This is a genomic window from Micromonospora wenchangensis (assembly GCF_002210435.1).
GTDB classification, from domain to species: domain Bacteria; phylum Actinomycetota; class Actinomycetes; order Mycobacteriales; family Micromonosporaceae; genus Micromonospora; species Micromonospora wenchangensis.
This window is the reverse complement of the sequence record NZ_MZMV01000033.1, coordinates 16,600-39,303: the sequence shown is the minus strand read 5'-3', so window position 1 is coordinate 39,303 and position 22,704 is coordinate 16,600. Positions and strand designations below refer to the sequence as shown.

Below are 22,704 nucleotides of genomic sequence, written 5' to 3'. Positions count from 1 at the left end.
GGTCGGTTGCCCCCGCCGGGGTGGGTCAGAAGTAGTCGCCGAGTTGGGCGGGGCCGGGGGCGGCGAGCAGGTCGAGGGGGGTGGGGTCGGTGCCGGTGGGGTGGTGCAGCAGGCCGGCCTGGGCGACGGTGCGGGCGGTGGCGGCGCCGGTGTAGAGCAGGGCGAAGCCGCGGACGGTCAGGTGCAGTTCGGCGGGGGCGGTGGTGCGGCGCAGGTCGGCGTGGCCGTCGGTGATCTCCAGGTGCCAGGTGCCGGTGTTCCAGTCGGCGAGGGGGTCGTCGAGGGTGAAGGTGGCGGTGCCGTGCAGGTGTGTCGGCCAGCCCCGGTCGCGGATGGCGCGGGTGACGTCGACGGGGCGGTGCATCCAGGTGTCCTGTTCGTGTTCGCGGGCCTTCTCCACGGGCAGGTGGGGGGTGAGGGGGTCGCCGGGGAGCAGGGTGAGGCGCAGGGTGGGGGCGACGCTGTGCCAGCTGGCGAGGATGCCGACGAGTTCGCGGGCGGCGTCGGCGGTGGTGGCGGCGAGGTCTTCGACGGTGATGGTGCCGTCGTGGCCGTAGTGGTTGCGGCGGTCCCAGCCGGCGTAGCCGACGAGGTGGCCGTGGTGTTCGACGAGGGTGAGGCCGTCGTAGGGCAGGGTGTTGTCGGTGGTGTGGCGGGTGCGGTGGTGTTGGTGCAGGGGGCCGCTGCGGGCGAGTAGGCCGCGGCGGTGGCGGACGGTGTGGGTGTGCAGTTCGTCGACGGCGGTGAGGTCGGCGGGGGTGCCGGGGCGGACGGTGAGGTGTGGGCTGGGGTGGTGGCGGGTGAGCAGGGCGGTGGGGAGGTTGACGGTGCGTAGGGTGCCGGCGGTTTCCCAGCCGCAGGCGCGGTAGGGGGCGGCGACGGTGGGGAACAGTGCGCTGACGGCGGCGCCCCGGTCGTGTGCGCCGCGCAGGAGGGTGGTGAGCAGGGCGCGGGCGACGCCGCGGCCGCGGGCTTCGGGGCTGACGGCGACGCCGGCGATGTCGGCGGCGGCGACGGTGTGGCCGTCCCACCATTGGTGGTGGTGCAGGTCGATGGCTTTGCCGATGAGGCGGCCGGTGTGGTCGAACGCGCCGTAGCGGGTGGTGCCGGGGGTGGTGGTGGGTGGTGGTGCGGGTTGCGGGTCGGAGCCGAAGGCGGTGCGGCCGAGGTGCCAGGCGGCGGCGTGGTCGTCGGCGGTGAGTTCCCGGACGTGGGGGTCGTGCGGCATGCGGCGACGATAGCGGCGGGTGGGTGGGGTGGCGACGGGTTTGTGGTGGACGCGTTGCGGGGCCGGTGCGACCCCCTCGCTCCGGCCCCGCGTCCCCGCGCCCCTCGCGCGTCTTTCAGTGTTGCGGGATGTTCTGTACCCCGATTCGCTTGCGGAACACCCAGTAGGTCCAACTTTGGTAGGCGAGGACGATCGGGGTGAAGACGACGGCCACCCAGGTCATGATTTTCAGCGTGTAGGGGGTGGAGGCGGCGTTGGTGGCGGTGAGGGTGCCGGCGGGGTCGCCGGTGGAGGGCATGACGTTGGGGAACAGGGCGGTGAAGAGGGTGGCGACGGCGAGGGCGATGGCCAGGGCGGTGCCGGTGAAGGCCCAGCCTTCGCGGCGTACCCGGGCGGCGGCGAGCGCGCCGAGCAGGGCGAGGGCGGCGCCGGCGGCGAGGACGACGGCGGCGGGGTTGGCGCGGATGGTGAGGGTCCAGGTGAGGAAGGCGACGGCGGCGACGGCGGTGCCGGCGCCGAGGGTGACGGCGAGGGTGCCGGCGCGGTGGCGGATGTCGCCTGTGGTCTTGAGGGCGAGGAAGACCGCGCCGTGGGTGAGGAAGAGGCCGAGGGTGGTCAGGCCGCCGAGCAGGGCGTAGGGGTTGAGCAGGTCGACCAGGCCGCCGACGTATTCGTGGTCGGCGTCGAGTGGTACGCCGCGGAAGATGTTGGCGAAGGCGACGCCCCAGAGTAGGGCGGGGATGGCGGAGCCCCAGAAGATGGCGTGGTCCCAGCGGCGTTTCCAGGTGGCTTCGGGGCGCTTGTGGCGGTATTCGAAGGCGACGCCGCGGGCGATGAGGGCGAGCAGGATGAGCAGCAGGGGCAGGTAGAAGCCGGAGAAGAGGGTGGCGTACCACTCGGGGAAGGCGGCGAACATGGCGCCGCCGGCGGTGATGAGCCAGACCTCGTTGCCGTCCCAGACGGGGCCGATGGTGTTGATGAGGACGCGGCGTTGCCGGTCGTCGCGGCCGAGGAGGGGTAGGAGCATGCCGACGCCGAAGTCGAAGCCTTCGAGGATGAAGTAGCCGGTGAAGAGCACGGCGACGAGGAGAAACCAGATGGTGGTGAGTTCCACGGTGGGGCTCCGGGTCAGTAGGCGAAGGCGAGCGGGCGCTCGGCGTCGTCGGTGTCGTCGGGGGTGGGGGTGATGTCGGGTACGCCGGCGCGGGCGTAGCGCAGGAGGAGTTTGAGTTCGATGACGGCGAGGACGGCGTAGATGAGGGTGAAGGCGGTGAAGGAGGTGAGGACTTCGGTGAGGGAGACGCTGCGGGAGACGCCGTCGCGGGTGAGCATCTCGCCGAAGACGATCCAGGGTTGGCGGCCCATCTCGGTGAAGATCCAGCCGAAGGAGTTGGCGAGCAGTGGGAGCACCGGCATGATCAGGCCGGCGCGTAGCAGCCACCTGTTGGTGGGGGTGCGGCCCTTGCGTTGGCTCCAGAGGACGAGCAGGGCGATGGCGGCGGCGGCGAGCCCGAAGCCGATCATGAAGCGGAAACTCCAGTAGGTGACCGGGATGATCGGGGTGTAGCTGCCGGGGCCGTACTGGCTGGCGTACTGGGCCTGGAGGTCGTTGATGCCGTGGACGGTGCCGTTGGGGTCGCCGGTGCCGAGGTAGGACAGCAGGTGGGGGATCTTGAGGGCAAAGATCTCGCGGCTGCCGTCGAGGCTGCCGACGGTGAGTACGGAGAACGAGGCGGGGCTCTCGGTGGTGTAGAGGCCTTCGGCGGCGGCCATCTTCATGGGCTGCACCTGGGTCATGATCTTGCCTTGGATGTCGCCGGTGAGGACGACGAGGGTGGCGGAGACGAGGACCACCCAGGCGCCGAAGCGGGTGGCGTGTCGGTAGGCGTCGGTGTCGGGGCTGTCGCGGCGGCGCATGACGTGCCAGAGGCCGACGGTGGTGACGAGGGCGCCGGCGACGAGGAACGCGCCGGCGAGGGTGTGCGGGAAGGTGATGAGGGCGACCTTGTTGGTGAGGACGGCGACGAAGTCGGTGAGTTCGGCGCGTCCGGTGTCGGGGTTGAAGCGGTAGCCGACGGGGTTCTGCATGAACGAGTTGGCGGCGAGGATGAAGTAGGCGGACAGGTTGGTGCCGATGGCGGCGGCCCAGATGCTGGCGAGGTGCAGGCGTTTGGGGAGCCGGTCCCAGCCGAAGATCCACAGGCCGATGAAGGTGGATTCGAGGAAGAAGGCGACGAGGGCTTCGATGGCCAGGGGTGCGCCGAAGATGTCGCCGACGAAGCGGGAGTAGTCGGACCAGTTCATGCCGAACTGGAATTCCTGCACGATGCCGGTGACGACGCCCATGGCGAAGTTGATCAGGAAGAGTTTGCCGTAGAACTTGGTGAGTTTGAGGTATTTCTCGTCGCCGGTGCGGTGCCAGCGGGTCTGGAGGATGGCGACCAGGACGGACAGTCCGATGGTCAGTGGTACGAAGAGAAAGTGGTAGACGGTGGTGACACCGAACTGCCAGCGGGCGACGTCCAACGCGTCCACCGGGATCCCCCTGCCGTTGATACTACGAGACGTAGTAGATACTACCGCGCGTCGTAGTTCGTCGGGCAGGGCCGGGGGTCCCGACCCGGCCCGGGACCAATGACCCTGATCACCACGGGCCGCACGACCCGGCTCCGGTCCTCCCCCACCCCCGTGCGACCATCGGCGACTGATGGACACCCCGCGCCCCGGCTGGCAGCCACCACGGTTCTGGCGTGCCGCCCAACTGCTCGCCCGGCTGGTCGTCGCCCTGTTCGCCCGACTGGAGGTCAGCGGGGACGTCCCCGCGCACCTGCGCCGGGGGCCGCTGATCCTGGCCGCCAACCACATCAGCCCCTTCGACCCCATCGTGCTCGGCGCGGCCTGCCGGGCCCGGGGCGTGTCGCCCCGCTTCATGGCCACCGGTGGGCTGTTCCGCACCCCGGGGCTCGGCGCGCTGATGCGCCACGCCGGGCACCTGCGCGTCGACCGGGGCAGCAGCGCCGTACGCCGGGCGCTCGACGACGCCGCCGCGGCGGTCACCGCGGGGTCGGTGGTGCTGGTCTACCCGGAGGGACGCATCGGCCTGGACCCCGGCATGTGGCCCGAACGCGGCAAGACCGGCACGGCCCGCCTCGCCATGGCCTGCGACGCCCCGGTGGTGCCCGTCGCCCAGTGGGGGTCGCACGAGGTGCTGCCCTACCGGGCGCCCCGGGGGATGCTGCGCGCACTGGGCCGGGCGCTGGTGCGCCGCCCGGTGATCCGGGTCCGCTTCGGCGCGCCGCTGCACCTGGCCGACCTCTCCCCCGCCGCGTCCGGCGCGGCCCGTCGGGGCACCGACCGGATCATCGACGCGATCACCGACACCCTGGCGCCGCTGCGTCCCGACGAACCGGACCGGCCCCGGCACGTCGACCCGGGGCGTCCCGTCGACACCAGCCGGGTCCACCGCCGCGCGTCGTCGACCGGGGCGGCACCGGCGGACCGTCGCCCCACGGAAGAAGGTCAGGGATGAGTGAACCGACCGTACTGATCACCGGCACCTCCAGCGGCATCGGGCTGGAGGTCGCTCTGGGCTGCGCGCGGGCCGGCTGGCGGACCGTGGCGACCATGCGCGACGTGTCCCGCGCCGCGCGGCTGCGGGCCGCCGTCACCGCCGCCGACCTGGCCGACCTGGTCGACGTCCGGCAGCTCGACGTGGTCGACCCGGCGTCGGTCGCCGCCGCCGTCGCCGGTGTCGTCGACAGGTACGGGCGGCTCGACGCGGTCGTCAACAACGCCGGCGCCGGTCACCTGGGCACCCTGGAACAGGAGGGCGTCGACGCGGTCCGCGCCGTCATGGAGGTCAACTTCTTCGGGGTGCTGCACGTCAGCCGGGCCGCCCTGCCGCACCTGCGGGCCAGCGGCGGCCGGTTGGTGACCGTCAGCAGCGTCGGCGGGGTGGTCGGGCAGCCGTTCAACGAGGCGTACTGCGCGGCGAAGTTCGCCGTCGAGGGGTTCATGGAGTCCCTCACCCCGGTCGCCGCCACCGTCGGGGTGGCCGTCACCGTGGTCGAGCCGGGGGCGGTGGCCAGCGAGTTCGTCACCAATGTCGGTCTCGACCGGGACGCCGCGGTGGCCGCCGCCGGGGCGTACGGGCCGGGGCTGCGGGCGTACCTGCGGCGGACCGCCGACGCGTTCGCCGCCGCGCAGTCCCCCGCCGACGCCGCGGCGACGGTGGTCGCGGCGGTCACCGGCCCCACCCCGCCGCCGCGGATGCAGACGTCGACGACGGCCCGGCAGTTCGTCGGGGTGAAACTCGCCGACCCCGACGGCACGGCGGTCACCGCGCTGACCGGGGCGTGGATCGACTGACCCGCCCGGCCGGCCGGGCCCGCCACCGTCAGGCGACAGCCACCGGTCGATCATCCACCGGCCACCGGGGGCGGGCATACTGCGCTGCGTGTCGACCCGACCCGGCTACCTGGACGCCCCCACCCCGCTGGCCTTCGCGCACCGCGGCGGCGCCGCCGACGGCGACGAGAACACCGTCGCCGCGTTCGCCCGGGCCGTCGACCTGGGCTACCGGTACGTGGAGACCGACGTGCACGCCACCGCCGACGGGGTGTGCGTGGTCTTCCACGACGCCACCCTGCGCCGGGTCACCGGGGAACGGGGCCGCCTGGCCGACCTGCGCTGGGCCGACCTGGCGACGGTGCGGGTCGGCGGCGCGGCGGTCGTGCCCCGGCTCGACGAGGTGCTGGCCGCCTGGCCGCAGATCCGGTTCAACATCGACGTGAAGGCCGACGCCGGCGTCACCCCGACCGTCGAGGCGGTCACCCGGGCCGGCGCGGCCGACCGGGTGCTGCTGGCGTCGTTCAGCGACGCCCGGCTGGACCGGCTGCGCGCGGCCACCGGCGGCCGGGTCGCCACCGGCCTGGGCATGCGCGGGGTGGCCCGGCTGTGGCTGGCGTCGCGGCACGGCCGGCCGGTGCGGTTGCCGCCGTCGGTGGTGGCCGCGCAGGTGCCGCCCCGCTACGCCGGGGTGCCGGTGGTCGACCGCCGGTTCCTGGCCTACTGCCGCCGGCTGGGGGTGCACGTGCACGTCTGGACGATCGACGAACCTGCCCGGATGCACGACTTACTGGATCGTGGTGTGGATGGCATCATGACCGATCACGTCGGCGTGCTGCGCGACGTCTACCGCAGCCGCGGCCTCTGGGCCGCCTGAGCCCCGAGGACCCCGATGGCCGACCCGGTCACCACCACCCCCACCACCGTCGACACCCCGGCGGGCCTGCGCCGGGAGCGGCGCGGCTGGTACCTGTACGACTGGGCCAACTCGGCCTTCCAGACCACGGTCATCACGGTGTTCCTCGGCCCGTTCCTCACCACCGTCACCGAACTGGCCGCCGGCTGCGAGTTGGGCGCGGACACCTGCGACGGGTACGTGCACCCGCTGGGCGTCCGGGTCGCCGCCGGCTCCTACTACCCGTACCTGATCTCGCTGTCGGTGCTGTTGACCGTGTTCGTGCTGCCGGTGGTCGGGGCGATCGCCGACCGGACGGTGCACAAGAAGCGGCTGCTGGCCGGGGCGGCGTTCACCGGCGCCGGGGCGACCATCGCGATGGCGCTGGTGACCGGCGACCGGTACCTGCTCGGCGGGGCGTTGTTCCTGGTCGCCAACATCGCCTTCGGCGCGGCGGTGGTGGTGTACAACTCGTTCCTGCCGCAGCTGGCCGGCCCGGACGAACGCGACGCGGTGTCCAGTCGCGGCTGGGCCATCGGCTACCTCGGCGGTGGCCTGCTGCTGGCGTTGAACCTGGTGGCGGTGACCCTGCTCAGCGAGGACGACAACCCGCAGCGCACCCTGGACCTGGCCCGCTGGTCGATCGTGTCGGCCGGGGTGTGGTGGGCGGTGTTCACCCTGGTGCCGCTGCGGTGGCTACGGGAGCACCCCACCACCGAGGCGTTGCGCGGGGCGGGCCGCAACGTGGTAACCGACGGGTTCCGGCAGCTCGGCCGGACCCTGCGGGAGATCAAGGCGTACCCGTTGACGCTGTTCTTCCTGCTGGCGTTCCTGGTCTACAACGACGGCATCCAGACGGTGATCACCCTGGCCAGCCAGTACGGCACCGAGGAGCTGCGGCTGGGGCAGAGCACGCTGATCGTGACGATCCTGCTGGTGCAGTTCCTAGCCTTCGGCGGGGCGTTGGCGTTGGGGGCGTTGGCCCGGCGCATCGGCGCGTGGAAGACGGTGCTGCTGTCGCTGGTGCTGTGGACCGGGGTGATCATCGGGGCGTTCCGGTTGCCCGCCGAGGCCCCGCTGCCGTTCATGATCCTCGGTGGGGCGATCGGTCTGGTCCTCGGCGGCAGCCAGGCGTTGAGCCGGTCGCTGTTCAGCCAGCTCATCCCCGCCGGCAAGGAGGGCGAGTACTACGGGTTCTACGAGATCAGCGACAAGGGCACCAGTTGGCTCGGCCCGCTGGCGTTCGGCCTGGTCTTCCAGCTCACCTCCTCCTACCGGGTTGGTCTGGTCTCCCTGCTGATCTTCTTTGTGGTGGGGTTCGCGTTGCTGGCCGCGGTGCCGATCCGCCGGGCCATCGTCGCCGCCGGCAACACCCCGCCCCGGGTGCTCTGACCATCGGCCCGATCCACCCGCACCGATGGGCTAGGCTGCCCCGACGTGACCGACGACGCCGCTGCCACCCCCACCTGCCTGGCCCGTCCCCTGCCCGGCCCCGACGACGGGGGGACCGGCTGCGCCGCCGCGCGGGGCGTCGACGGCCGCCCGTTGCACGCCGCCGCGTTGAAGTTCTTCTGGGGTCCGATGGACTGCGGCAAGTCGACGATGGCGTTGCAGATGAACTACAACCACGCCCGGCAGGGCCGTCGGGGGCTGGTCACCACCCGCATCGACAGGTCGTTGGGGCCGCGGGTCACCACCCGCATCGGGCTGGCCCACACGGCGGTGGAGGTGACCGACGAGCTGGACCTGCGGGCCCTGGTCCGCGACACCTGGGCCGAGGGGGTCCGCATCGACTACCTGATCTGCGACGAGGCGTCGTTCTACGACGTGGCGCACGTCGAGCAGATGGCCGAACTGGTCGACGGCTACGACGTCGACGTGTACGCCTTCGGACTCGCCACCGACTTCCGGTCCTGCCTGTTCCCGGCCGCCCGGCGGCTGTTCGAGCTGGCCGACGAGGTGGCCCGCATCCAGGTGGAGGTGCTGTGCTGGTGCGGGCGGGAGGGGCTGCTCAACGCCCGCGTCGTGGACGGGCGGGTGGTCCGCGAGGGCGCGCAGGTCGTCATCGGGGACACCGTCGACACCGCCGACGTGCGCTACCAGGTGCTGTGCCGGCGGCACTACCGCTCCGGCGACCTGGGTCCGCGCGCCTGACCGGGCCGGCGGGTCAGTACGGGTCGCCGCAGATCCGCCACTTCCCGTCCTCCTTCACCACCGGCAGCCGGCGCTGCTCGGCGGCCCCACCGTCGCGGGTGACCCGCACCGCCACCTCCCCGGCCGGCCGGCCCCCCTTGGTGCGGACCGACACGTCGAGGATCTCGTAGCCGGTGACCACCGGCGGGGTGCGGACCCAGCCGGCGAACCCGACCTCGCTCCACCGGCCGCGGGTCGGCGCGCACAACCGCTGGTACGCCTGCTCCACCTCACCGGCGGACAACTCCCGGAGGAACCCGTCGGCGGTCTCCCGCACCGGGCCGGTGGCGCCCGCCACCACCTGCACGTTCCACAGCCCCAGCCCGGCCACCCCGACCAGGCACAGGCCGACGGCGAGACCACCCAGGAACAGGCCGGTGCGCACCGGGCGACGCCGCCGCGTTGGTCGGGTCCACGCCTGCTGCACGCTCATCACCTGCGACGGTAGGCGGGCGGGCCGGGCCCGCGCAGGCGGTTCGCCCCCTGTCGCGCGGCCGGGGCGATCGTCTACCGTCGGCGCACACCCCTGGTGAAGGAGCGACGGATGAGCCGCTACGTGCAGCCGGTGCCGGACATCGACGACCCGTACGCCGGTGACCGGCTGCTGCGGTCGTGGCTGACCCGGCAGCTCGGCGCGGACGGGCACACCGCCGCCCGGGACCGGCTGACCGCGCTGGCCGCCGACGTCGCCGGGCCGCTGCGCGCCGCGCACGCCGACGCCGAGGCCCACCCGCCGACGCTGGTCCGCTACGACCCGTGGGGGGCGCGCGTCGACCGGATCGCCACCAGCGCCGGCTGGCAGGCGCAGCGGGCCGCCGCCGCCCGGCACGCCGTGGTCGCCCTGCCCTACCTGGATTCGGCGCGCGGCACGTGGGGGGCCGCCGCCCGCGTCGTCCAGCACGCCCTGCTGCACCTGTACGGGCCGGAGTCGGCGACGTTCTCCTGCCCGGTGGCGATGGCCGACGGGGCCGCCGCCCTGCTGAGCAGCCCCGACGTCGACGCGCAGGTCCGGGATGCGTGGCTGCCCCGGCTGGTCGCCACCGACCCGGACACGGCGATCGTCAGCGGGCAGTGGATGACCGAGTCGCAGGGCGGCTCCGACCTGTCCGGCACCGGCACCCTCGGCCGGCCCGCCGCCGACGGGTCGTGGCGGTTGACCGGGGAGAAGTGGTTCTGCTCGGCCGCCGACGCGGCGATGGCGGTGGCGTTGGCACGGCCGGAGGGTGCCGGGCGGGGCAGCCGGGTCCTCGCCCCGTTCCTGGTGCCCCGCTACGCGGCCGACTCGCCGTTGGCCGGTGCCACCGCCGCGCCGGACGGCCCCGCCCCCGGGGTGGTGGTGCGGCGGCTCAAGGACAAGCTGGGCACCCGGGCGTTGCCGACCGCCGAGATCGGGTTGCGGGACGCGTACGCGCTGCCGTTGGGTGACCCGGCGGTGCCGGGGCTGGTGCGGGCGATGACCCTGGTGGTGGTGACCCGGGTGCACAACGCGTCGGCCGCCGCGTCGGGGATGCGCCGGGGCCTGTCCTACGCGCTGGCGTACGCGCGCACCCGGCGGGTGGCCGGTGGGTTGCTGGCCGACAATCCGCTGCACCGGGCCACCCTCGGCGCGTTGGCGGTCGACGCGGCGGGCGCGTTCGCGCTGGCCGGGCACGCGTTCGCGTTGCTCGGCCGGGTCGAGGTCGGCGGCGACCCGCAGGCCGCCGCGGAGCTGCGGGTGGTCGCGCCGCTGGCGAAGCTGGCCACCGGCCGGCTGGCGGTGTCGTCCGCCGCCGAGTACGTGGAGGCGTTCGGTGGGGCCGGCTACGTCGAGGACACCGGCGTGCCCCGGCTGCTGCGTGACGCGCAGGTCCTGCCGATCTGGGAGGGCACCACCAACGTGCTGGCGGTGGACGTGCTGCGCGCGGTCACCCGGGAGGACGCGGCCGGCCCGCTGCTGGCGCGGCTCACCGCCGCCGCCGACGTTGCCCGCCCGTTGTCCCCTACCCTGGCCGACACCCTCGCCACGGTGGCCGCAGAACTGCGGGCCACCCTCGGTGAGGTCACCGCCGACCCGACGTCGGCGACGGTCCTGGCCGGCGCGCGTGGCCTGGCCCTGCGGATGGCGCACGCGTTGGCGGCGGCGCTGCTGGTGGAGCACGCCGCGTGGGGTGACGGGCAGGCCGAGGTGGCCGCCCGGTTGTGGGCGCGGCGGTGGCTGCGGCACGAGGACGTCTGCGCCGACGCCCACCACCACCTCGACCTGCTCACCTGACCCGGGTCAGCACGCCATGCAGGAACAGGTCGACCAGTTCGGTGGTGGACGGCGTCGTGGTGGCCAGCGGACCCGGCGGGGACAGCAGGCCGAGGAACAGGTCGGCGAGCTGGTCGGGCGGCAGCCGTAGCCGGTCGGCGTCGGGGGTGAACAGGGCGGCGACCGCCGAGCGGACCGCCGTCGCCGCCGCGCGGGCCGGTGGCGGGTCGGGGCGGGCCCGGCCGGCGGCGTGCAGGGCGCCGAGCACCGCGCCCAACCGGGCCAGGTGGGTGTGGACCGCCGTGGCGGCCTCGGCGAGCCGGTCGGTGAGGGGCTGGCACCTGTCGATGCGGGTCAACCGGTCGAGCAGCGGGTCGGGGCGCAGCACCTCGGCCACGCAGGCGTCGAGCAGCGCCTGCTTGTCGGCGAAGGCGCGGAACACGGTCGCCTCGCCGATCCCGGCGGCGCGTGCCACCTCGGCCGTGGTGAGGGTGGTGCCCCGGCGGGTCAGCAGGGGCAGGGCGGTCTGCACGATCATGGCGCGACGGCGGTCGGCGGTCATGGCCGGCGCGCGTCGTCGGCGTCCCCCGGGTGCCGTCATGGCACCACCCTCGGGAGTGAGCGCTCACTCCGTCAACCGGTTTTCCTCAGCCGCGCCGCCGGGCCCGCGCCGCCCAGATGACGTACGCCGGGTCCCGGTCGAGGTTGTGCCGGTCCCGGTCGTAGCGGCGGGTGGTCCGCGGGTCGGCGTGCCCCATCGCGTCCTGCACGTCCTCCAACGGCACCCCCTCCTCGCGGGCGGTGGTGGCGAAGGCGTGCCGCAGCGAGTGCGGGGACAGTTTCGCCGCCGCGGCGATGCCCGCCGTGGCGGCCAGCCGGCGCACCAGCCGGAACACCGAGTGCCGGTCGAGTCGGCCGCCGGTGGTGGTGGCCAACAGCGGGCCGGTCAACTCCGCCACGGACACCCCGGCCGTCGCCGCCCGTTCGGTCAGGTAGGCGTCGAGGGCGTACGCGGTGCCCGGGGTGAGCGCCCGGCGGCGGGACTTGCCGCCCTTGCCGACGAACCGGACGCTGCGGTGTCCGCGTTCCGCGCCGAGGTCGGCCAGGTCGAGGGAGACCAGTTCGCCGACCCGCAGGCCGAGGTCGGCCAGCAGGGCGACGGCGGCCCGGTTGCGGGCGGCCGTCGGTCCGGTGTCGGCGTCGGCGGCGGCGAGCAGCGCGTCGACCTCCTGCGGGGTGAGGCCGACGGTGGCCGAATGGTCCCGGTCGATGCGTGGCCGGTCGGCCCCGGAGACCGGGTTGGTGTCCACCGCCCGCAGCTTGAGGAGGAACTCGTACCAGCTGGACAGGGCGGACAGTTTCCGGGCGACGGTGGCGGGGGTCAGCGGCCGGCCGCTGCGCGCCGCCGGGGTGGCCTCCAGTTGCCGGGCGTAGGCGTTGACGTCGAGGAAGGTGGCCCGCAACGGGTCCAGGTCGACGCCGGCGCACCAGGTGAGCCAGCCGGCGATGTCGCGGCGGTAGGCGTCGCGGGTGTGTGCGGACAGTCGACGGTTGCGCAGCCACGCCTCGGTGAAGTCGACCGGTGTGCCGGTCAACGCCGGGCGGGTCGGGGTGCGGGGCAGGACGGGGCCGTCGGGACGCAGCATGCGAGAAAGACTCTCAGCCCCGGTCGGTAATCACGGTGAGGCGCGCCCGAGCGGATTGCCCGACGCCCGGGCGCGACGGTGTTCGGCCCGGTGGGGGCCGGTGCGGCCCCCACCGTGGGCGTGGCGGTCAGGCGGTGATCTGCCGGCGTCCGTTACCGGCGGTGACCGGGACCCGACGCGGCTTGGCCCGCTCGGCGATCGGGATGCGCAGCGTCAGCACCCCGTGCTCGTAGGCGGCCTCCAGCCGGTCGGTGTCGAGGGTGTCGCCGAGGAACAGCTGGCGGGAGAAGCTGCCCATCGGCCGCTCGGCGGCGACCAGTTCGACGGTGTCGGAGGTGGGACGGCGGCGCTGCGCGCGGACGGTCAGCACGTTGCGTTCCACCGTGCAGTCGATGCTGTCGGGGTCCACCCCGGGCAGGTCGAACGCGGCGTGGAAGTGGTCGCCGTCGCGCCAGGCGTCCAGGTGCATCACCGCGGGGCGGCTGGTGGTGCCGAAGAGCTGCTCGGCGAGCCGGTCGATCTCACGGAAGGGGTCGGTACGCATCAGCATTGTCGTGCCTCCTCGGTTTCCTCGGGCCGAAGGTTTCCAGTCGAGTTGAGTCGGGGCGACTCAACCTGTACTTCAGTATTTACCTCGTCCCGGCGCGCCCGTCAACCCACCCGTGCCCCCGCCGTCGCTCACGGCCCGGTACGCCAGTAGACCCCCTGGTCACGGGCCAGCAGGGCCTCGCCCGCGCGCTCCGGGTAGCGGCGTGCCTCGTCGGCGAGCGCCGGTGCCGTCATGCCGGTCACCCTGCCAGCCGGTCGGCGCGTGCCGCCAGACGTTTACCGCACCGGCCGGGGCGGGTTCGGCGCACGGCGGTCAGGAGGACTGGACCTCGTCGAAGAGGGCGAGGGCCGTGGCCGGGTCCGGGCCGACCAGGCGTTCCAGGCCGGCCGTGGTGATCGCCGCCCACCTGCCGGCCCGCGCCCACATCCGTTCCTCCCAGGCGCGCACCACCGCGTCCAGGTCGTCCGGGTCGGCGGCGACGGACTCCGCAAGCTCGGCACCGTCGAGCATCGCCAGGTTCGCCCCCGCCCCCAACGGCGGCATCAGGTGCGCGGCGTCACCCAGCAGCGTCACCCCACGCACGTGGGTCCAGCTGTGGGCCACGGGAAGGACGTGGATCGGGCGGTGGACGAACGCGGTGCCCCGGCCGACCAGGTCGCGCACCGGCTGCGCCCACCCGTCGAACAGGGCGAGCAGGGCCGACCGCGCCGCCTCCACGTCGGTCAGGTCCAGCCCTGCGTGCCAGTCCAGCGGCGCGCGGAGCTGTACGTACACCTTGACGTGGCCGCCGCTGTTGCGTTGGGCGACGATCCCGCGGTTCACCCCGTACACGGCGACCGCGCCGTCGCCGATCAGCTCGGCCAGGTCCGGGTGGCGGGTGTCGACGTCGTCGAGGGAGGTCTCGACCGCGGTGACGCCGGTGTACCGCGGGGTCACCGGTGACACCGCGGGCCGCACCCGCGACCACGCTCCGTCCGCGCCGACCACGAGGTCGAACGGCTCCTGCCGGCCGTCGGCGAAATGCACGAGCGCGTCGTCCCCGGGCACCACCCGGGTCACCTCGCGGCCCCACCGCACGTCGAGCGGGCCGAGCAGCAGGTCACGCAGTTGTCCACGGTCGATCTCCGGATTGGCCCGCTCGTCCGGCCGGGGTCGCCAGTCCCGCAGTACGGTCCCCGCCGGGTCGAGGATGCGCATGGCCTGCCCCTCGGGACGCGACAGTTCGCGGAACCGTGCCAGTAGCCCCGCCTTCTCCAGTGCCAGTTGGCCCAGCCCCTCGTGCAGGTCGAGGGTGCCTCCCGGGGGACGGGAGTCAGGCCCGCGATCGCCTTCCAGGACGGTGACAGGATGGCCGAGGTGGTGCAGGACCCGGGCGAGGGTGAGGCCACCGGGGCCGGCGCCCACCACCGCGATACGATGTCTCATAGCGATACACTGTATCGACCCCGACCGTGCCGTCGCCAGCAGCCGGAGGTGACCATGACCGTGTGGGACCGGCCGGAACCGCCGCCTCCCCCGGTGCCGCTCGACCGGGAGCGGATCGTCGCCGCCGCGGTCGCGCTGGCCGACGAGGGCGGCCTGACGGCGGTGTCGTTGCGTAAGGTCGCCGCCCGCCTGAACGCCGGCCCCATGCGGCTGTACGGGCACCTCTCCACCAAGGACGAGCTGTTCGACCTGATGGTGGACGCCGTCCAGGCCGAGATCCTCCCCGACACCCAGCCCGGCGACTGGCGGGAGACGCTGCGGGTCGTCGCCCACCGCACCCGGCGGACCGTGCTGCGGCACGAGTGGCTGGCCGACCTGCTCGGCGGCCGACCCACCCTGGGGCCGAACGGCCTCGCCGTCACCGAGACCCAACTGGCCGCCCTCGACGGGCTGGCCGACACCGACACCGTCCTGCGCGCCGTGGAGACCGTCGGCGCGTACGTCATCGGCGCGCTGCGGCGGGAGGTCGCCAACCTGCGGGCGGAACGCGCCACGGGCCTGTCCAAACGCGACTGGCAGCGCGCCCACGGCCCGCACGTGACGAGGATGCTGGCCACCGGCCGCTTCCCGGCGCTGGCCCGGGCCGTGCACGACGGCACCGAGGTGGACGCCGAGACGTCCTTCACCACCGGCCTGGACTGGGTCCTCGACGCGGTGGCCACCCGACTGCCCCGACCACCCGCGTGACCCGGCGGAAGGAGCGGTGTCACAGCCTGGCGCTACGGTGCGCACGTGTCACAGAGCAGGGTGTGCAAGAGGTGCCGGAAGCTGCGGAGCGTGGACGCCTTCGTCGGAGCGTCGGGACGTCCGACCCTCTGCTGCTCGTCCTGCCTGGAGCGGGGTCGGGCCGTCAACCGTGCGATGCGCCAGAGGATGGGCCCGTCGGCGGTGAGGGCGATGAACCTCCGCACCAAGTACGGCATCACCGAGCAGGAGTACGACGCACGGCGTGCCGCCCAGCAGTACCGCTGCGCCATCTGTGGCACTCATGAGCGTGACATGCCCTCCCACCCCGTCGGCCGCCCCCGACTCGACGGCACACCCACAGCCGACGCGGTGCGCCTGGTGGTGGATCACTGCCACGAGAGCAGAAGGGTGCGCGGGCTGCTCTGCGTGAGCTGCAACGCCGCCCTCGGCCACTTCAAGGACTCCCCCCGCGCCCTGCGCGCCGCTGTGCGTTACCTGGAACAGGCGCACCCGCCGGCGCTCCGAGGGGTGGAAGGCCCGGTGTGACGTCCGCCCGGTGAACGTCGGGTGGTGGGGACCGCCGGGCGGGCCCTTCCAGTGCGTGCCGCCCTGTCGGCGTCTCGGCAGGGACCAGGCCGGAATGGCCGCTGCTTTCTGCCCTGCGCCGGTCGACGTTCCAACGGCGACGCGGCCCCTCGGTGGGCCACAGGGGCCGACGACACAGCCAATTCCTACACGCAGGTAGGAAAATAACAGAACAGACATTATGGTGCTACACCATTATGGCCCGTTTTGGGCGCACTGATTATCGTATTGCAGTTACCGGTAATACGGTAATTAGAGCGGCATGATCGGTCGGCTGTCGAAGCAGTCCCCGCATCCGCCCTTCAGGGGTGGGCACGCCACCGCGCCGCCGGCGGTGGACGAGCCGCACCACACCGACGGCTGCGGTGGCGGTCAGCGGCCGGTGGCACCGTCGATCCTCTCGCGGATGATGTCCGCGTGCCCCGCGTGGCGTCCGATCTCCTCGATCATGTGGACCAGCACCCACCGCTGCGACGGTGGCAGGGCGCGGCCGGGCGGCCGGGGTGCCGGCCGGGTCAGATCGGTCCAGGTGTCGATGACCTGGTTCGCCTGGGCGATCGTCGCCCGATACCCGGCGAGCAGGCCGTCGACGGTGTCGTCACGGGTGGGCTGGAAGGTGCGGCGCATGTCGGTGATCGGTTCTTCGAGGAAGTAGAACCTCTCGACGGCGGTCACGTGTTTGATCAGCCCGAGGAGGTTGGTGCCGGAGGGCACGCCGGCGGTGCGGACCTCCGGTTCCGGCACGTCGGCGACCTTGTCCACGATCGCGTTGCGGAGGTAGTCGAGGAAGCCGACCAGGGTGTCCTTCTCCCCGGGGGCGGTCCACGCGGGCCCGGTGTCCCTGCGTTTCCTGGGCGGCATCAGCTCGTCCGATCATGTCGTCGGACGAGCAGGACGTTGTCGGTGACGGTGGCGCGCTGGCCTCCCGGTCCGGTGGCCCGGCGGTGCGGCGTGTCGGCGCGTACGACCGACCACCGGGTCGGGTCGAGGGCGAGCTCGGCCGCGGTCGCGCCGGGTGAGGGGTGACGCGTGTCGGGATCCTTGTTCCACGACCAGGGTGCGGTCGAGCCGTGGTCGACGATCAGGAGATGACCGCCGGGGCGCAGGGCGTGCGCCGCGGTACGCAGGACCCGCGCGCGGTCCAGCGCGAAGGGGGTGTGCAGGTACTGCGCGGAGATCAGGTCGAACTGCCCGTCGGGGAAGCTCCGGGCCAGATCGTGCTGTTCGCCGTTCACCAGGTGGTCGATGCCGAGTTGCCGGGAGTGGGCACGTACCCGTTCGACGGCGGCGTTGGAGATGTCGACAGCGGTGACCTGCCAGCCGTGTCGGGCGAGCCAGATGGTGTCGCCGCCGGCGCCGCATCCCAGGTCGAGGGCGTCGCCGGGAGGCAGTGTCCCGGCTGTCTGCGTCAACACCGGGTTGGGGTGCCCGGGGCCGGCGTCGCGCCGGGCGCGGTGGTGCTGTTCCCAGAACGACTCGGCAGTGGGTGCATCGGTCATCGGTCCGCCCCCTGCGCGAGGAATTCCACCAGCTCGGTGGTGACGAATTCGGGGTTCTCCGCGATCAGCCCGTGCCCGGCCCTGGGCACCTGGACGGCGCGGGTGATGCCGGACATGAGGGGCTGGACCGTCGAACGGGTGAAGTCGGGTGTGCCTTCGGCCGTCAGCAGCAGCGTCGGCATGCTGATCGGCTTCGCCGCCCTGTTGTCCCGCTCGTCCTGGTCCAGGGTGCGGTAGAGCTCGAATCCACCGGTCAGCACCTGCGGGCGCTGGTAGGTGCGGGCGTACTCGTCGATCTGCTGCGCGGTGAAGGGAGCCTTCGCGCCGAGGGCGGGGCCGGGCGTCGGGTAGTCGAGGTGGGCGTACCTGACGGGCGGCGCGCCCTCGCTGTCGCCGGGTCCCGGCAGGTCAAGCGCATACACGGTGTGTTTCTCGGCGAGGACGGCTGCGCCGGTGCGCGACCGCCGGGCCGCCGGTCTCGAAGCTACTGCTGATGTGGGCATCGGTTGTCTACCTCCGCCACCAGCATGACCAGCAGCGTTGCCCACTTGCGAGAGATGTTGCGGATCCGCATCATGGGGCCCGTGAACGTCACGTCAGACGACGTCCTTGCGAGCGTCGGCCCGCGGCTGCGCGCACTACGCCAGGCCCGGAACATCTCGCTGGCCGCCCTGGCGGCGGAGACCGGCCTGACCGCAAGCACGCTGTCGCGTCTCGAGAACGGGAAGCTGCGCCCGACACTGGAGCAACTGCTGCCGCTGGCCCGGGCGCACGGCGTCCCGCTCGACGAACTGGTCGCGGCCCCGCCCACCGGTGATCCCCGTATCCACCTGCGGCCGGTACGGCGCTCCGGCTTCACCGTCGTGCCGCTGACCAGACGTCCCGGCGGCATCCAGGCGTACAAGGTGATCTACCCACCGGCCGGGAGATCGGCCACGACGACCCCGCAGACCCACGAGGGGTACGAGTGGTTCTACGTACTCAACGGACAGGTCAGGCTCGTCCTCGGTGACCAGGAGTACCAACTGGGCCCCGGGGAGGCCGCAGAGTTCGACACCCGCGTCCCGCACCAGATCGGCAGCGCCGGCCCTCAGGCCGCGGAACTGCTCACGCTCTTCAGCGCCCAGGGCGAACGCGCCCACCTTTCGCCCTCCCCGACCTCGCCCACCTGAACGCACCGCCCGCAGGATCAGGTCGTGTGGCTGATGATCGAGCCGGCGATCCGCTCGGTGAGCCCGGGGGCGAAGAACGGGTGGTGGCCCATGCCGGGCACGATCTCCAACCGCGCCGTGGGGATCTGCGCCGCGAGCGCCTCACCGTGTGCCGGCGGGAACAGCGGATCGTCGCTGCCGTGCAGGACCAACGTCGCGGCCGCGATGCCGGACAGCGACGCCCGCCGGTCGTCGTCCCAGCGCCGGCCGGCCAGATCGTGGTTCGCCGCGGCGGCGAGGTTGCCGGCCCGGTCGTGGCACTGTTCGACGAACCGCCGCGCGGCCGGCTCGTCGAAGGGCAGCACGTCACCGTTGAGCACCCGCCAGGTCCGCACGTCGGCGTCGACCCGTTGCCGGGCCGTCGCGCGGGGCGCCCTCGCCGCGTCCACCAGGTGGTCGAGGAACCGCGCCGTCGGGGGCGGGAGTTCGCCCGCCGCAGCCGGTTGGCCCGCCAGCGCCCGCGCCCACGCCGGACCGGGGTTGTTCCCCATCGGGGAGGAGGCCATGGCCGTCAGCGTGCGGACCCGGGCCGGCCGGTGCACGGCGAGCCACTGCCCGATCGCCGCCCCCAGCGACGTCCCCACGACGTGCGCGGCGGCGACACCGTGCGCGTCCAGGACGGCGACCGCGTCCGTGGCCAGGTCGGCGAGCGCGTAGGGGTGCGCCGTGAAGTCGACGGAGTCGGAACGGCCGGTGTCCCGGTGATCGAAGCGGATCACCTGCCGGCCGCTGTCCACCAGGGCTTCTACCAGCTCGTCGGGCCAACCGATGCCCTGGGTGGACGTGCCCATGACCAACAGGACGGTGGGGTCGTCCGGGTGGCCGAAACGCTCGGTCCACAACCGGACGGGCCCGCGAACGAACTTCTCCTCGCCGGTAAGCATGGCGGCACGGTAACGGTCACCGGTTCACACCTAGGCAACTACCCGTTGTAGTGAGAAAACGGGCCCGTGAGATAATAGAGGGGCAGGAGGGGGCCTGCGGCGAGCCGCACCGTGGTCGCCGGTCCGCCGGCCCGAGAATCGACCGATGGCGACGGCTCTGCGCTTCCACACGGCTCTGCACTACTACGTGGTCCACGACGGTGCCGGCGAGCCGGAGGGGTTGCTGGCCGAGGAGTTCCTTTTCGCGGTGGACCACTCCTGCGTCGGGCTGGTGGGTGGCGGCTGGAGCCGCGCGGAGGGCCGGTGGTCCGACGCGTCGGCCACCAGCAGGCGGCTGCGCGTCGATCCCGCGCTGCGGGCCCGGGTGACGCCGGTCAGCCGGGACCGGGCGGCGACGCTCTACCGGGAGTTCTGCGGCGCCACCCTGCCGGACGAGGCCACGCTGCGGACGTGCTTCGGTGCGCCTCCCGCGCCGCCGTCGCCGCCCTTGCCGCTGCATCGGCCCGAGGCCACACCGGGGTTCCGCGAGACGCGCACCTACCGCATCCTGTTCGCCGGCACGCTGACCCCTGGTGGTCTCACGGCGCTCGGCGAGGCGTGGCAGATGCCGCTCACCGACGACCTCGCGGATCCCGGCGTACGCGTCCTGGGCACGGTGCGCCGTCAGGTCGGCCGCGACGCCTTCCGCTGGGAACTGCGCCGGATCGCCGCAGGTGCCGCGTGGGGGCTGGACGTGACGTGCGACCTGACGGGCGGCCGTGACGAGGCGGTGGGTGTGCTCCTGCGCGGCCTGACGGCGCAGGTGCGGCTCCAGGGTCTGTTCCCCGTCACCGTCGACCGGTTCCGCTAGGGCCGGACGCGGATCGCGCCGTCGCCAGGCAGGGTGGCCCGCGTGGCGGGGACGCGACGACGTCGGGCTACGGCTGCGGGTGGCGCAGCCCGGCCAGTGACCGGTTGAGCCACTCGGTCAACAGCTTGCGTTCGGCGTCGGTGAGGCCGGGCAGGTCCGGCGTCAACGCCGCGAGGGTCACCGCGACCGTGCGCAGGGTCGGGTCGGGGGTCACCGGGGCGGCGGCGAGGATGCCGCCGAGCACGGCGTCGAACACGGCGTCGCCCAGCCCGGGGTCGCGTTGCGGCGCGGGGGTTCCCAGCAGGGTGAGGATGACGCCGGTCCCGGCGGCGTGGATCATCATGGTGGCCCGCTGCTCGTCGACCCGGAGCAGGCCGGCGGCGGCGAGCCGGCGCACCCGGGAACGCAGCACCGCGAGGCCCGCCACCGACGCCGGGGACGGGTCGCCGGGCCCGCGCGTGCCGAGTAGCCGGAACAACTCGGGGTTGGCCAGGCCGAACTCCAGGTGCGTACGCCATCCGGCGCGCAGGTCGGCCACCGGGTCGCCCGACGCGCCGTCCGTGGCCTCCGCCTTGGCGGCGACGTAGCCGGCCAGCACGTGTTCGGCGACGGCGTCGACGAGGCCGTTCTTGTCACCGAACAGCCGGTAGATGGTGGGTGCCTGGACGCCTGCGGCCTGGGCGACGGCGCGGGTGGTCACCGCGTGCGCCCCGTGCTCGCGGAGCAGGCGGGCGGCTGCCGCGACGATGCCGGACCGCACGTCGTCGCGGGGCGGGGTGTCGGGCGTCACGGTCACGAATCAACGATAACAGTGATCTGTTAGCGCCGGAGTATCGGTGTTAACGTCTGCGGCGTAACGATGGTTCGTCGAAGGGATCACCCTCGTGTTCGTCATCACCGGTGCCACCGGGCAGCTCGGCTCCCGGATCGTCGACCAACTGCTGGCCCGGGTGCCCGCCGCCACCGTCGGGGTGAGCGTGCGCGACGTCGACAGGGCCGCCCACCTGGCCGGACGCGGCGTGCGGGTCCGTCGGGGGGACTTCACCGACCCCGCCACCCTGGAGCACGCCTTCGCCGGAGTCGACCGGGTGCTGATCGTGTCCGCCGCCATCCGGGGCGGCGACGCGGTGACCGCGAACCGGGCCGCCGTCGACGCCGCCCGCGCCGCGGGAGCCGCCCACATCCTCTACACCAGTCACCAGGCAGCCTCCCGCGACTCCCTCTTCCCGGCCCAGGTCACCCACGCCGCCACCGAGGAGCACCTCGCGGCGACCGGGGTGCCGTTCACCGCCCTGCGCAACGGCTTCTACGCCAGCGCCCTCGGGTTCGTCATCGGCGACGCCCTGACCACCGGCCGCCTGGTCGCGCCGGCCGACGGCCCGGTGTCCTGGACCGCGCACGACGACCTGGCCGAAGCCGCCGCCATCGCGCTGGCCGGTCAGGGCGTGCCCGACGGCGTCACCCCCGCGTTGACCGCCGGGGAGGCTCTCGACCTGGCGGACGTCGCCGGCATCCTCACCGACCTCACCGGGCGCACCGTCACCCGGCTCGTCCTCGACGACGACGAGTGGCGGGCCGCCGCCGTCGCCCGGGGCATGCCGGGGGACGCCGCCGACTTCACCCTCGGCATGTACCGGGCTGCCCGGCGGGGCGAGTTCGCCGTCACCGACCCGACCCTGGAGGCCCTCCTCGGCCGGCGTCCGACGCCCGCCCGGCAGGTGGTCGAAACCCTCGTGGCCGCCGCGTCCCCCACCGGCCCGCAGCCCGCCCGTCGGGCCTGAACCGCACGACCCGGCGCGCGGGGCACGGCGGTGCGAGGATCGGTCGCATGCCCACCGAGGAACGGCTGACCGGTCGCGGGGTCCGGGACGCCGTCGACGAACTGACCCGCACGCTCGGCCCGTACACCGACCGGGACTGGACCGGCCCCGCCGAGGACCTGGACTGGTCGTGCTGGACCACCGCCGCGCACATCGCCCACGACCTGCTCGGCTACGCCACCCAGCTCACCGGCCGGCCCGACACCGGGTACCTCCCGCTCGACCTGCGGGTACACCCCGACGCCACCCCGGCACAGGTGCTGGTCGTGGTGGCCGCCTGCGGGGGGCTGCTCGCCGCCGCGCTCGACACCGTCCCCGCACACACCCGTGCCTGGCACTGGGGGCCCTGCGACCCGGCCGGCTTCGCCGCCATGGGCATCGCCGAGACGCTGCTGCACACGTACGACATCACCCGGGGGCTCGGCGTGCCGTGGCGGCCGCCGACGACGCCCAGCGCGGCGGTGCTGGGGCGGCTGTTCCCCGACGCACCCGCCGGTGATCCGGCCGACGTGCTGCTCTGGATGACCGGGCGGGCCACCCTGGGTGAGCGGCCCCGGCGCACCACGTGGACCTGGCGGGCCGCCGTCGACTGAC

General features: G+C 73.5%; 25 protein-coding genes. 12 read left to right on the top strand and 13 right to left on the bottom strand.

Annotated features, from left to right (window positions below; genetic code table 11):
• Nucleotides 1-25 precede the first annotated feature (25 nt).
• The 3 genes from B5D80_RS19570 to B5D80_RS19560 all read right to left on the bottom strand — a co-directional run bounded on the left by B5D80_RS19570 (nucleotide 26) and on the right by B5D80_RS19560 (nucleotide 3,763).
• Entirely contained in the window at nucleotides 26-1,228 is a 1,203-nt protein-coding gene (locus B5D80_RS19570; RefSeq protein WP_088645346.1) for a GNAT family N-acetyltransferase, read from the bottom strand.
• A 115-nt stretch (nucleotides 1,229-1,343) separates the two neighbouring features.
• Nucleotides 1,344-2,342 (bottom strand): cytochrome d ubiquinol oxidase subunit II, encoded by a 999-nt coding sequence (cydB, locus tag B5D80_RS19565; RefSeq protein WP_088645345.1) that lies wholly within the window; start codon nucleotides 2,340-2,342, stop codon nucleotides 1,344-1,346.
• A 14-nt stretch (nucleotides 2,343-2,356) separates the two neighbouring features.
• A complete protein-coding gene (locus tag B5D80_RS19560; RefSeq protein ID WP_088645344.1) occupies nucleotides 2,357-3,763 on the bottom strand; it encodes a cytochrome ubiquinol oxidase subunit I in 1,407 nt (468 codons plus the stop codon).
• A 172-nt stretch (nucleotides 3,764-3,935) separates the two neighbouring features.
• Between B5D80_RS19560 and B5D80_RS19555 the strand changes: the two genes are divergently transcribed.
• From B5D80_RS19555 to B5D80_RS19535, 5 genes are all read left to right on the top strand, one after another.
• The gene (locus tag B5D80_RS19555) at nucleotides 3,936-4,757 is read left to right on the top strand and encodes a lysophospholipid acyltransferase family protein (RefSeq protein ID WP_088645343.1); all 822 of its coding nucleotides are present in this window, start codon (nucleotides 3,936-3,938) and stop codon (nucleotides 4,755-4,757) included.
• The gene (locus B5D80_RS19550; RefSeq protein WP_088645342.1) at nucleotides 4,754-5,596 is read left to right on the top strand and encodes an SDR family NAD(P)-dependent oxidoreductase; all 843 of its coding nucleotides are present in this window, start codon (nucleotides 4,754-4,756) and stop codon (nucleotides 5,594-5,596) included. Before B5D80_RS19555 ends, B5D80_RS19550 begins: the two co-directional genes overlap by 4 nt.
• Nucleotides 5,597-5,684: 88 nt before the next feature.
• Nucleotides 5,685-6,452 carry a glycerophosphodiester phosphodiesterase family protein gene (locus B5D80_RS19545; protein ID WP_088645341.1) on the top strand — a complete coding sequence of 256 codons (768 nt, stop codon included), beginning with the start codon at nucleotides 5,685-5,687 and terminating at the stop codon, nucleotides 6,450-6,452.
• Between the two features lie 15 nt (nucleotides 6,453-6,467).
• Nucleotides 6,468-7,862 carry an MFS transporter gene (locus B5D80_RS19540; protein WP_088645340.1) on the top strand — a complete coding sequence of 465 codons (1,395 nt, stop codon included), beginning with the start codon at nucleotides 6,468-6,470 and terminating at the stop codon, nucleotides 7,860-7,862.
• A gap of 45 nt (nucleotides 7,863-7,907) precedes the next feature.
• Complete coding sequence (locus tag B5D80_RS19535; protein ID WP_088645339.1) at nucleotides 7,908-8,624, top strand: thymidine kinase; 717 nt, start codon at nucleotides 7,908-7,910, stop codon at nucleotides 8,622-8,624.
• A 13-nt stretch (nucleotides 8,625-8,637) separates the two neighbouring features.
• Here the strand turns inward: B5D80_RS19535 and B5D80_RS19530 are convergent, their stop codons facing one another.
• Complete coding sequence (locus B5D80_RS19530; RefSeq protein ID WP_088645338.1) at nucleotides 8,638-9,096, bottom strand: Rv0361 family membrane protein; 459 nt, start codon at nucleotides 9,094-9,096, stop codon at nucleotides 8,638-8,640.
• A 111-nt stretch (nucleotides 9,097-9,207) separates the two neighbouring features.
• Here B5D80_RS19530 and B5D80_RS19525 point away from each other — a divergent pair, with 111 nt between their 5' ends.
• Entirely contained in the window at nucleotides 9,208-10,914 is a 1,707-nt protein-coding gene (locus B5D80_RS19525; protein WP_088645337.1) for an acyl-CoA dehydrogenase family protein, read from the top strand.
• On the opposite strand, the gene B5D80_RS19520 is transcribed toward B5D80_RS19525, so the two are convergent.
• From B5D80_RS19520 to B5D80_RS19505, 4 genes are all read right to left on the bottom strand, one after another.
• Nucleotides 10,907-11,494: a TetR/AcrR family transcriptional regulator gene (locus tag B5D80_RS19520; protein WP_211291583.1), complete on the bottom strand. Its 588-nt coding sequence runs from the start codon at nucleotides 11,492-11,494 to the stop codon at nucleotides 10,907-10,909. The genes B5D80_RS19525 and B5D80_RS19520 overlap by 8 nt on opposite strands.
• Before the next feature lie 46 nt (nucleotides 11,495-11,540).
• Nucleotides 11,541-12,539, bottom strand: a complete 999-nt coding sequence (locus B5D80_RS19515) for a tyrosine-type recombinase/integrase (protein ID WP_088645335.1) — start codon at nucleotides 12,537-12,539, stop codon at nucleotides 11,541-11,543.
• 127 nt (nucleotides 12,540-12,666) lie between these two features.
• Nucleotides 12,667-13,089: an Hsp20/alpha crystallin family protein gene (locus B5D80_RS19510; protein WP_088645334.1), complete on the bottom strand. Its 423-nt coding sequence runs from the start codon at nucleotides 13,087-13,089 to the stop codon at nucleotides 12,667-12,669.
• A gap of 312 nt (nucleotides 13,090-13,401) precedes the next feature.
• Nucleotides 13,402-14,514, bottom strand: a complete 1,113-nt coding sequence (locus B5D80_RS19505; protein WP_088645333.1) for an FAD-dependent oxidoreductase — start codon at nucleotides 14,512-14,514, stop codon at nucleotides 13,402-13,404.
• Nucleotides 14,515-14,568: 54 nt separating this feature from the next.
• Between B5D80_RS19505 and B5D80_RS19500 the strand changes: the two genes are divergently transcribed.
• Both B5D80_RS19500 and B5D80_RS19495 read left to right on the top strand, forming a co-directional pair.
• Nucleotides 14,569-15,261: a TetR/AcrR family transcriptional regulator gene (locus tag B5D80_RS19500; protein ID WP_088645332.1), complete on the top strand. Its 693-nt coding sequence runs from the start codon at nucleotides 14,569-14,571 to the stop codon at nucleotides 15,259-15,261.
• A gap of 210 nt (nucleotides 15,262-15,471) precedes the next feature.
• Nucleotides 15,472-15,807, top strand: a complete 336-nt coding sequence (locus B5D80_RS19495; protein WP_211291582.1) for an endonuclease VII domain-containing protein — start codon at nucleotides 15,472-15,474, stop codon at nucleotides 15,805-15,807.
• A gap of 411 nt (nucleotides 15,808-16,218) precedes the next feature.
• Here B5D80_RS19495 and B5D80_RS19490 read toward each other — a convergent pair whose 3' ends face one another.
• Genes B5D80_RS19490 through B5D80_RS19480 form a run of 3 tightly spaced genes read right to left on the bottom strand, consistent with a single transcriptional unit; the run spans nucleotide 16,219 to nucleotide 17,767 of the window.
• The gene (locus B5D80_RS19490) at nucleotides 16,219-16,707 is read right to left on the bottom strand and encodes a DinB family protein (RefSeq protein WP_088645330.1); all 489 of its coding nucleotides are present in this window, start codon (nucleotides 16,705-16,707) and stop codon (nucleotides 16,219-16,221) included.
• Nucleotides 16,707-17,345, bottom strand: a complete 639-nt coding sequence (locus B5D80_RS19485) for a class I SAM-dependent methyltransferase (RefSeq protein ID WP_088645329.1) — start codon at nucleotides 17,343-17,345, stop codon at nucleotides 16,707-16,709. The genes B5D80_RS19490 and B5D80_RS19485 overlap by 1 nt, the downstream gene beginning before the upstream one ends.
• Nucleotides 17,342-17,767, bottom strand: coding sequence for an alpha/beta fold hydrolase (locus tag B5D80_RS19480; protein ID WP_211291581.1), 426 nt, complete (start codon nucleotides 17,765-17,767; stop codon nucleotides 17,342-17,344). Before B5D80_RS19480 ends, B5D80_RS19485 begins: the two co-directional genes overlap by 4 nt.
• A 162-nt stretch (nucleotides 17,768-17,929) precedes the next feature.
• Here B5D80_RS19480 and B5D80_RS19475 point away from each other — a divergent pair, with 162 nt between their 5' ends.
• Entirely contained in the window at nucleotides 17,930-18,517 is a 588-nt protein-coding gene (locus tag B5D80_RS19475; protein WP_245854777.1) for a helix-turn-helix domain-containing protein, read from the top strand.
• A 17-nt stretch (nucleotides 18,518-18,534) separates the two neighbouring features.
• Here the strand turns inward: B5D80_RS19475 and B5D80_RS19470 are convergent, their stop codons facing one another.
• Nucleotides 18,535-19,440 (bottom strand): alpha/beta fold hydrolase, encoded by a 906-nt coding sequence (locus B5D80_RS19470; protein ID WP_088645328.1) that lies wholly within the window; start codon nucleotides 19,438-19,440, stop codon nucleotides 18,535-18,537.
• Between the two features lie 145 nt (nucleotides 19,441-19,585).
• Here B5D80_RS19470 and B5D80_RS19465 point away from each other — a divergent pair, with 145 nt between their 5' ends.
• Nucleotides 19,586-20,290, top strand: a complete 705-nt coding sequence (locus B5D80_RS19465; protein WP_088645327.1) for a hypothetical protein — start codon at nucleotides 19,586-19,588, stop codon at nucleotides 20,288-20,290.
• 67 nt (nucleotides 20,291-20,357) lie between these two features.
• Here the strand turns inward: B5D80_RS19465 and B5D80_RS19460 are convergent, their stop codons facing one another.
• Entirely contained in the window at nucleotides 20,358-21,086 is a 729-nt protein-coding gene (locus B5D80_RS19460; protein WP_245854774.1) for a TetR/AcrR family transcriptional regulator, read from the bottom strand.
• An 88-nt stretch (nucleotides 21,087-21,174) separates the two neighbouring features.
• Here B5D80_RS19460 and B5D80_RS19455 point away from each other — a divergent pair, with 88 nt between their 5' ends.
• Nucleotides 21,175-22,071, top strand: a complete 897-nt coding sequence (locus B5D80_RS19455) for an NAD(P)H-binding protein (RefSeq protein WP_088645326.1) — start codon at nucleotides 21,175-21,177, stop codon at nucleotides 22,069-22,071.
• 47 nt (nucleotides 22,072-22,118) lie between these two features.
• Complete coding sequence (locus B5D80_RS19450; protein ID WP_088645325.1) at nucleotides 22,119-22,703, top strand: maleylpyruvate isomerase N-terminal domain-containing protein; 585 nt, start codon at nucleotides 22,119-22,121, stop codon at nucleotides 22,701-22,703.
• Nucleotide 22,704: the final 1 nt, after the last annotated feature.

Excerpts from the sequence above, each read along its gene's own strand:
- B5D80_RS19570 (WP_088645346.1), bottom strand. The coding sequence starts at position 1,228 with ATGCCGCACGACCCCCACGTCCGGGAACTCACCGCCGACGACCACGCC.
- B5D80_RS19555 (WP_088645343.1), top strand. The coding sequence starts at position 3,936 with ATGGACACCCCGCGCCCCGGCTGGCAGCCACCACGGTTCTGGCGTGCC.
- B5D80_RS19550 (WP_088645342.1), top strand. The coding sequence starts at position 4,754 with ATGAGTGAACCGACCGTACTGATCACCGGCACCTCCAGCGGCATCGGG.
- B5D80_RS19540 (WP_088645340.1), top strand. The coding sequence starts at position 6,468 with ATGGCCGACCCGGTCACCACCACCCCCACCACCGTCGACACCCCGGCG.
- B5D80_RS19530 (WP_088645338.1), bottom strand. The coding sequence starts at position 9,096 with ATGAGCGTGCAGCAGGCGTGGACCCGACCAACGCGGCGGCGTCGCCCG.
- B5D80_RS19525 (WP_088645337.1), top strand. The coding sequence starts at position 9,208 with ATGAGCCGCTACGTGCAGCCGGTGCCGGACATCGACGACCCGTACGCC.
- B5D80_RS19520 (WP_211291583.1), bottom strand. The coding sequence starts at position 11,494 with ATGACGGCACCCGGGGGACGCCGACGACGCGCGCCGGCCATGACCGCC.
- B5D80_RS19515 (WP_088645335.1), bottom strand. The coding sequence starts at position 12,539 with ATGCTGCGTCCCGACGGCCCCGTCCTGCCCCGCACCCCGACCCGCCCG.
- B5D80_RS19510 (WP_088645334.1), bottom strand. The coding sequence starts at position 13,089 with ATGCTGATGCGTACCGACCCCTTCCGTGAGATCGACCGGCTCGCCGAG.
- B5D80_RS19505 (WP_088645333.1), bottom strand. The coding sequence starts at position 14,514 with ATGAGACATCGTATCGCGGTGGTGGGCGCCGGCCCCGGTGGCCTCACC.
- B5D80_RS19500 (WP_088645332.1), top strand. The coding sequence starts at position 14,569 with ATGACCGTGTGGGACCGGCCGGAACCGCCGCCTCCCCCGGTGCCGCTC.
- B5D80_RS19495 (WP_211291582.1), top strand. The coding sequence starts at position 15,472 with ATGAACCTCCGCACCAAGTACGGCATCACCGAGCAGGAGTACGACGCA.
- B5D80_RS19490 (WP_088645330.1), bottom strand. The coding sequence starts at position 16,707 with ATGCCGCCCAGGAAACGCAGGGACACCGGGCCCGCGTGGACCGCCCCC.
- B5D80_RS19485 (WP_088645329.1), bottom strand. The coding sequence starts at position 17,345 with ATGACCGATGCACCCACTGCCGAGTCGTTCTGGGAACAGCACCACCGC.
- B5D80_RS19470 (WP_088645328.1), bottom strand. The coding sequence starts at position 19,440 with ATGCTTACCGGCGAGGAGAAGTTCGTTCGCGGGCCCGTCCGGTTGTGG.
- B5D80_RS19465 (WP_088645327.1), top strand. The coding sequence starts at position 19,586 with ATGGCGACGGCTCTGCGCTTCCACACGGCTCTGCACTACTACGTGGTC.
- B5D80_RS19450 (WP_088645325.1), top strand. The coding sequence starts at position 22,119 with ATGCCCACCGAGGAACGGCTGACCGGTCGCGGGGTCCGGGACGCCGTC.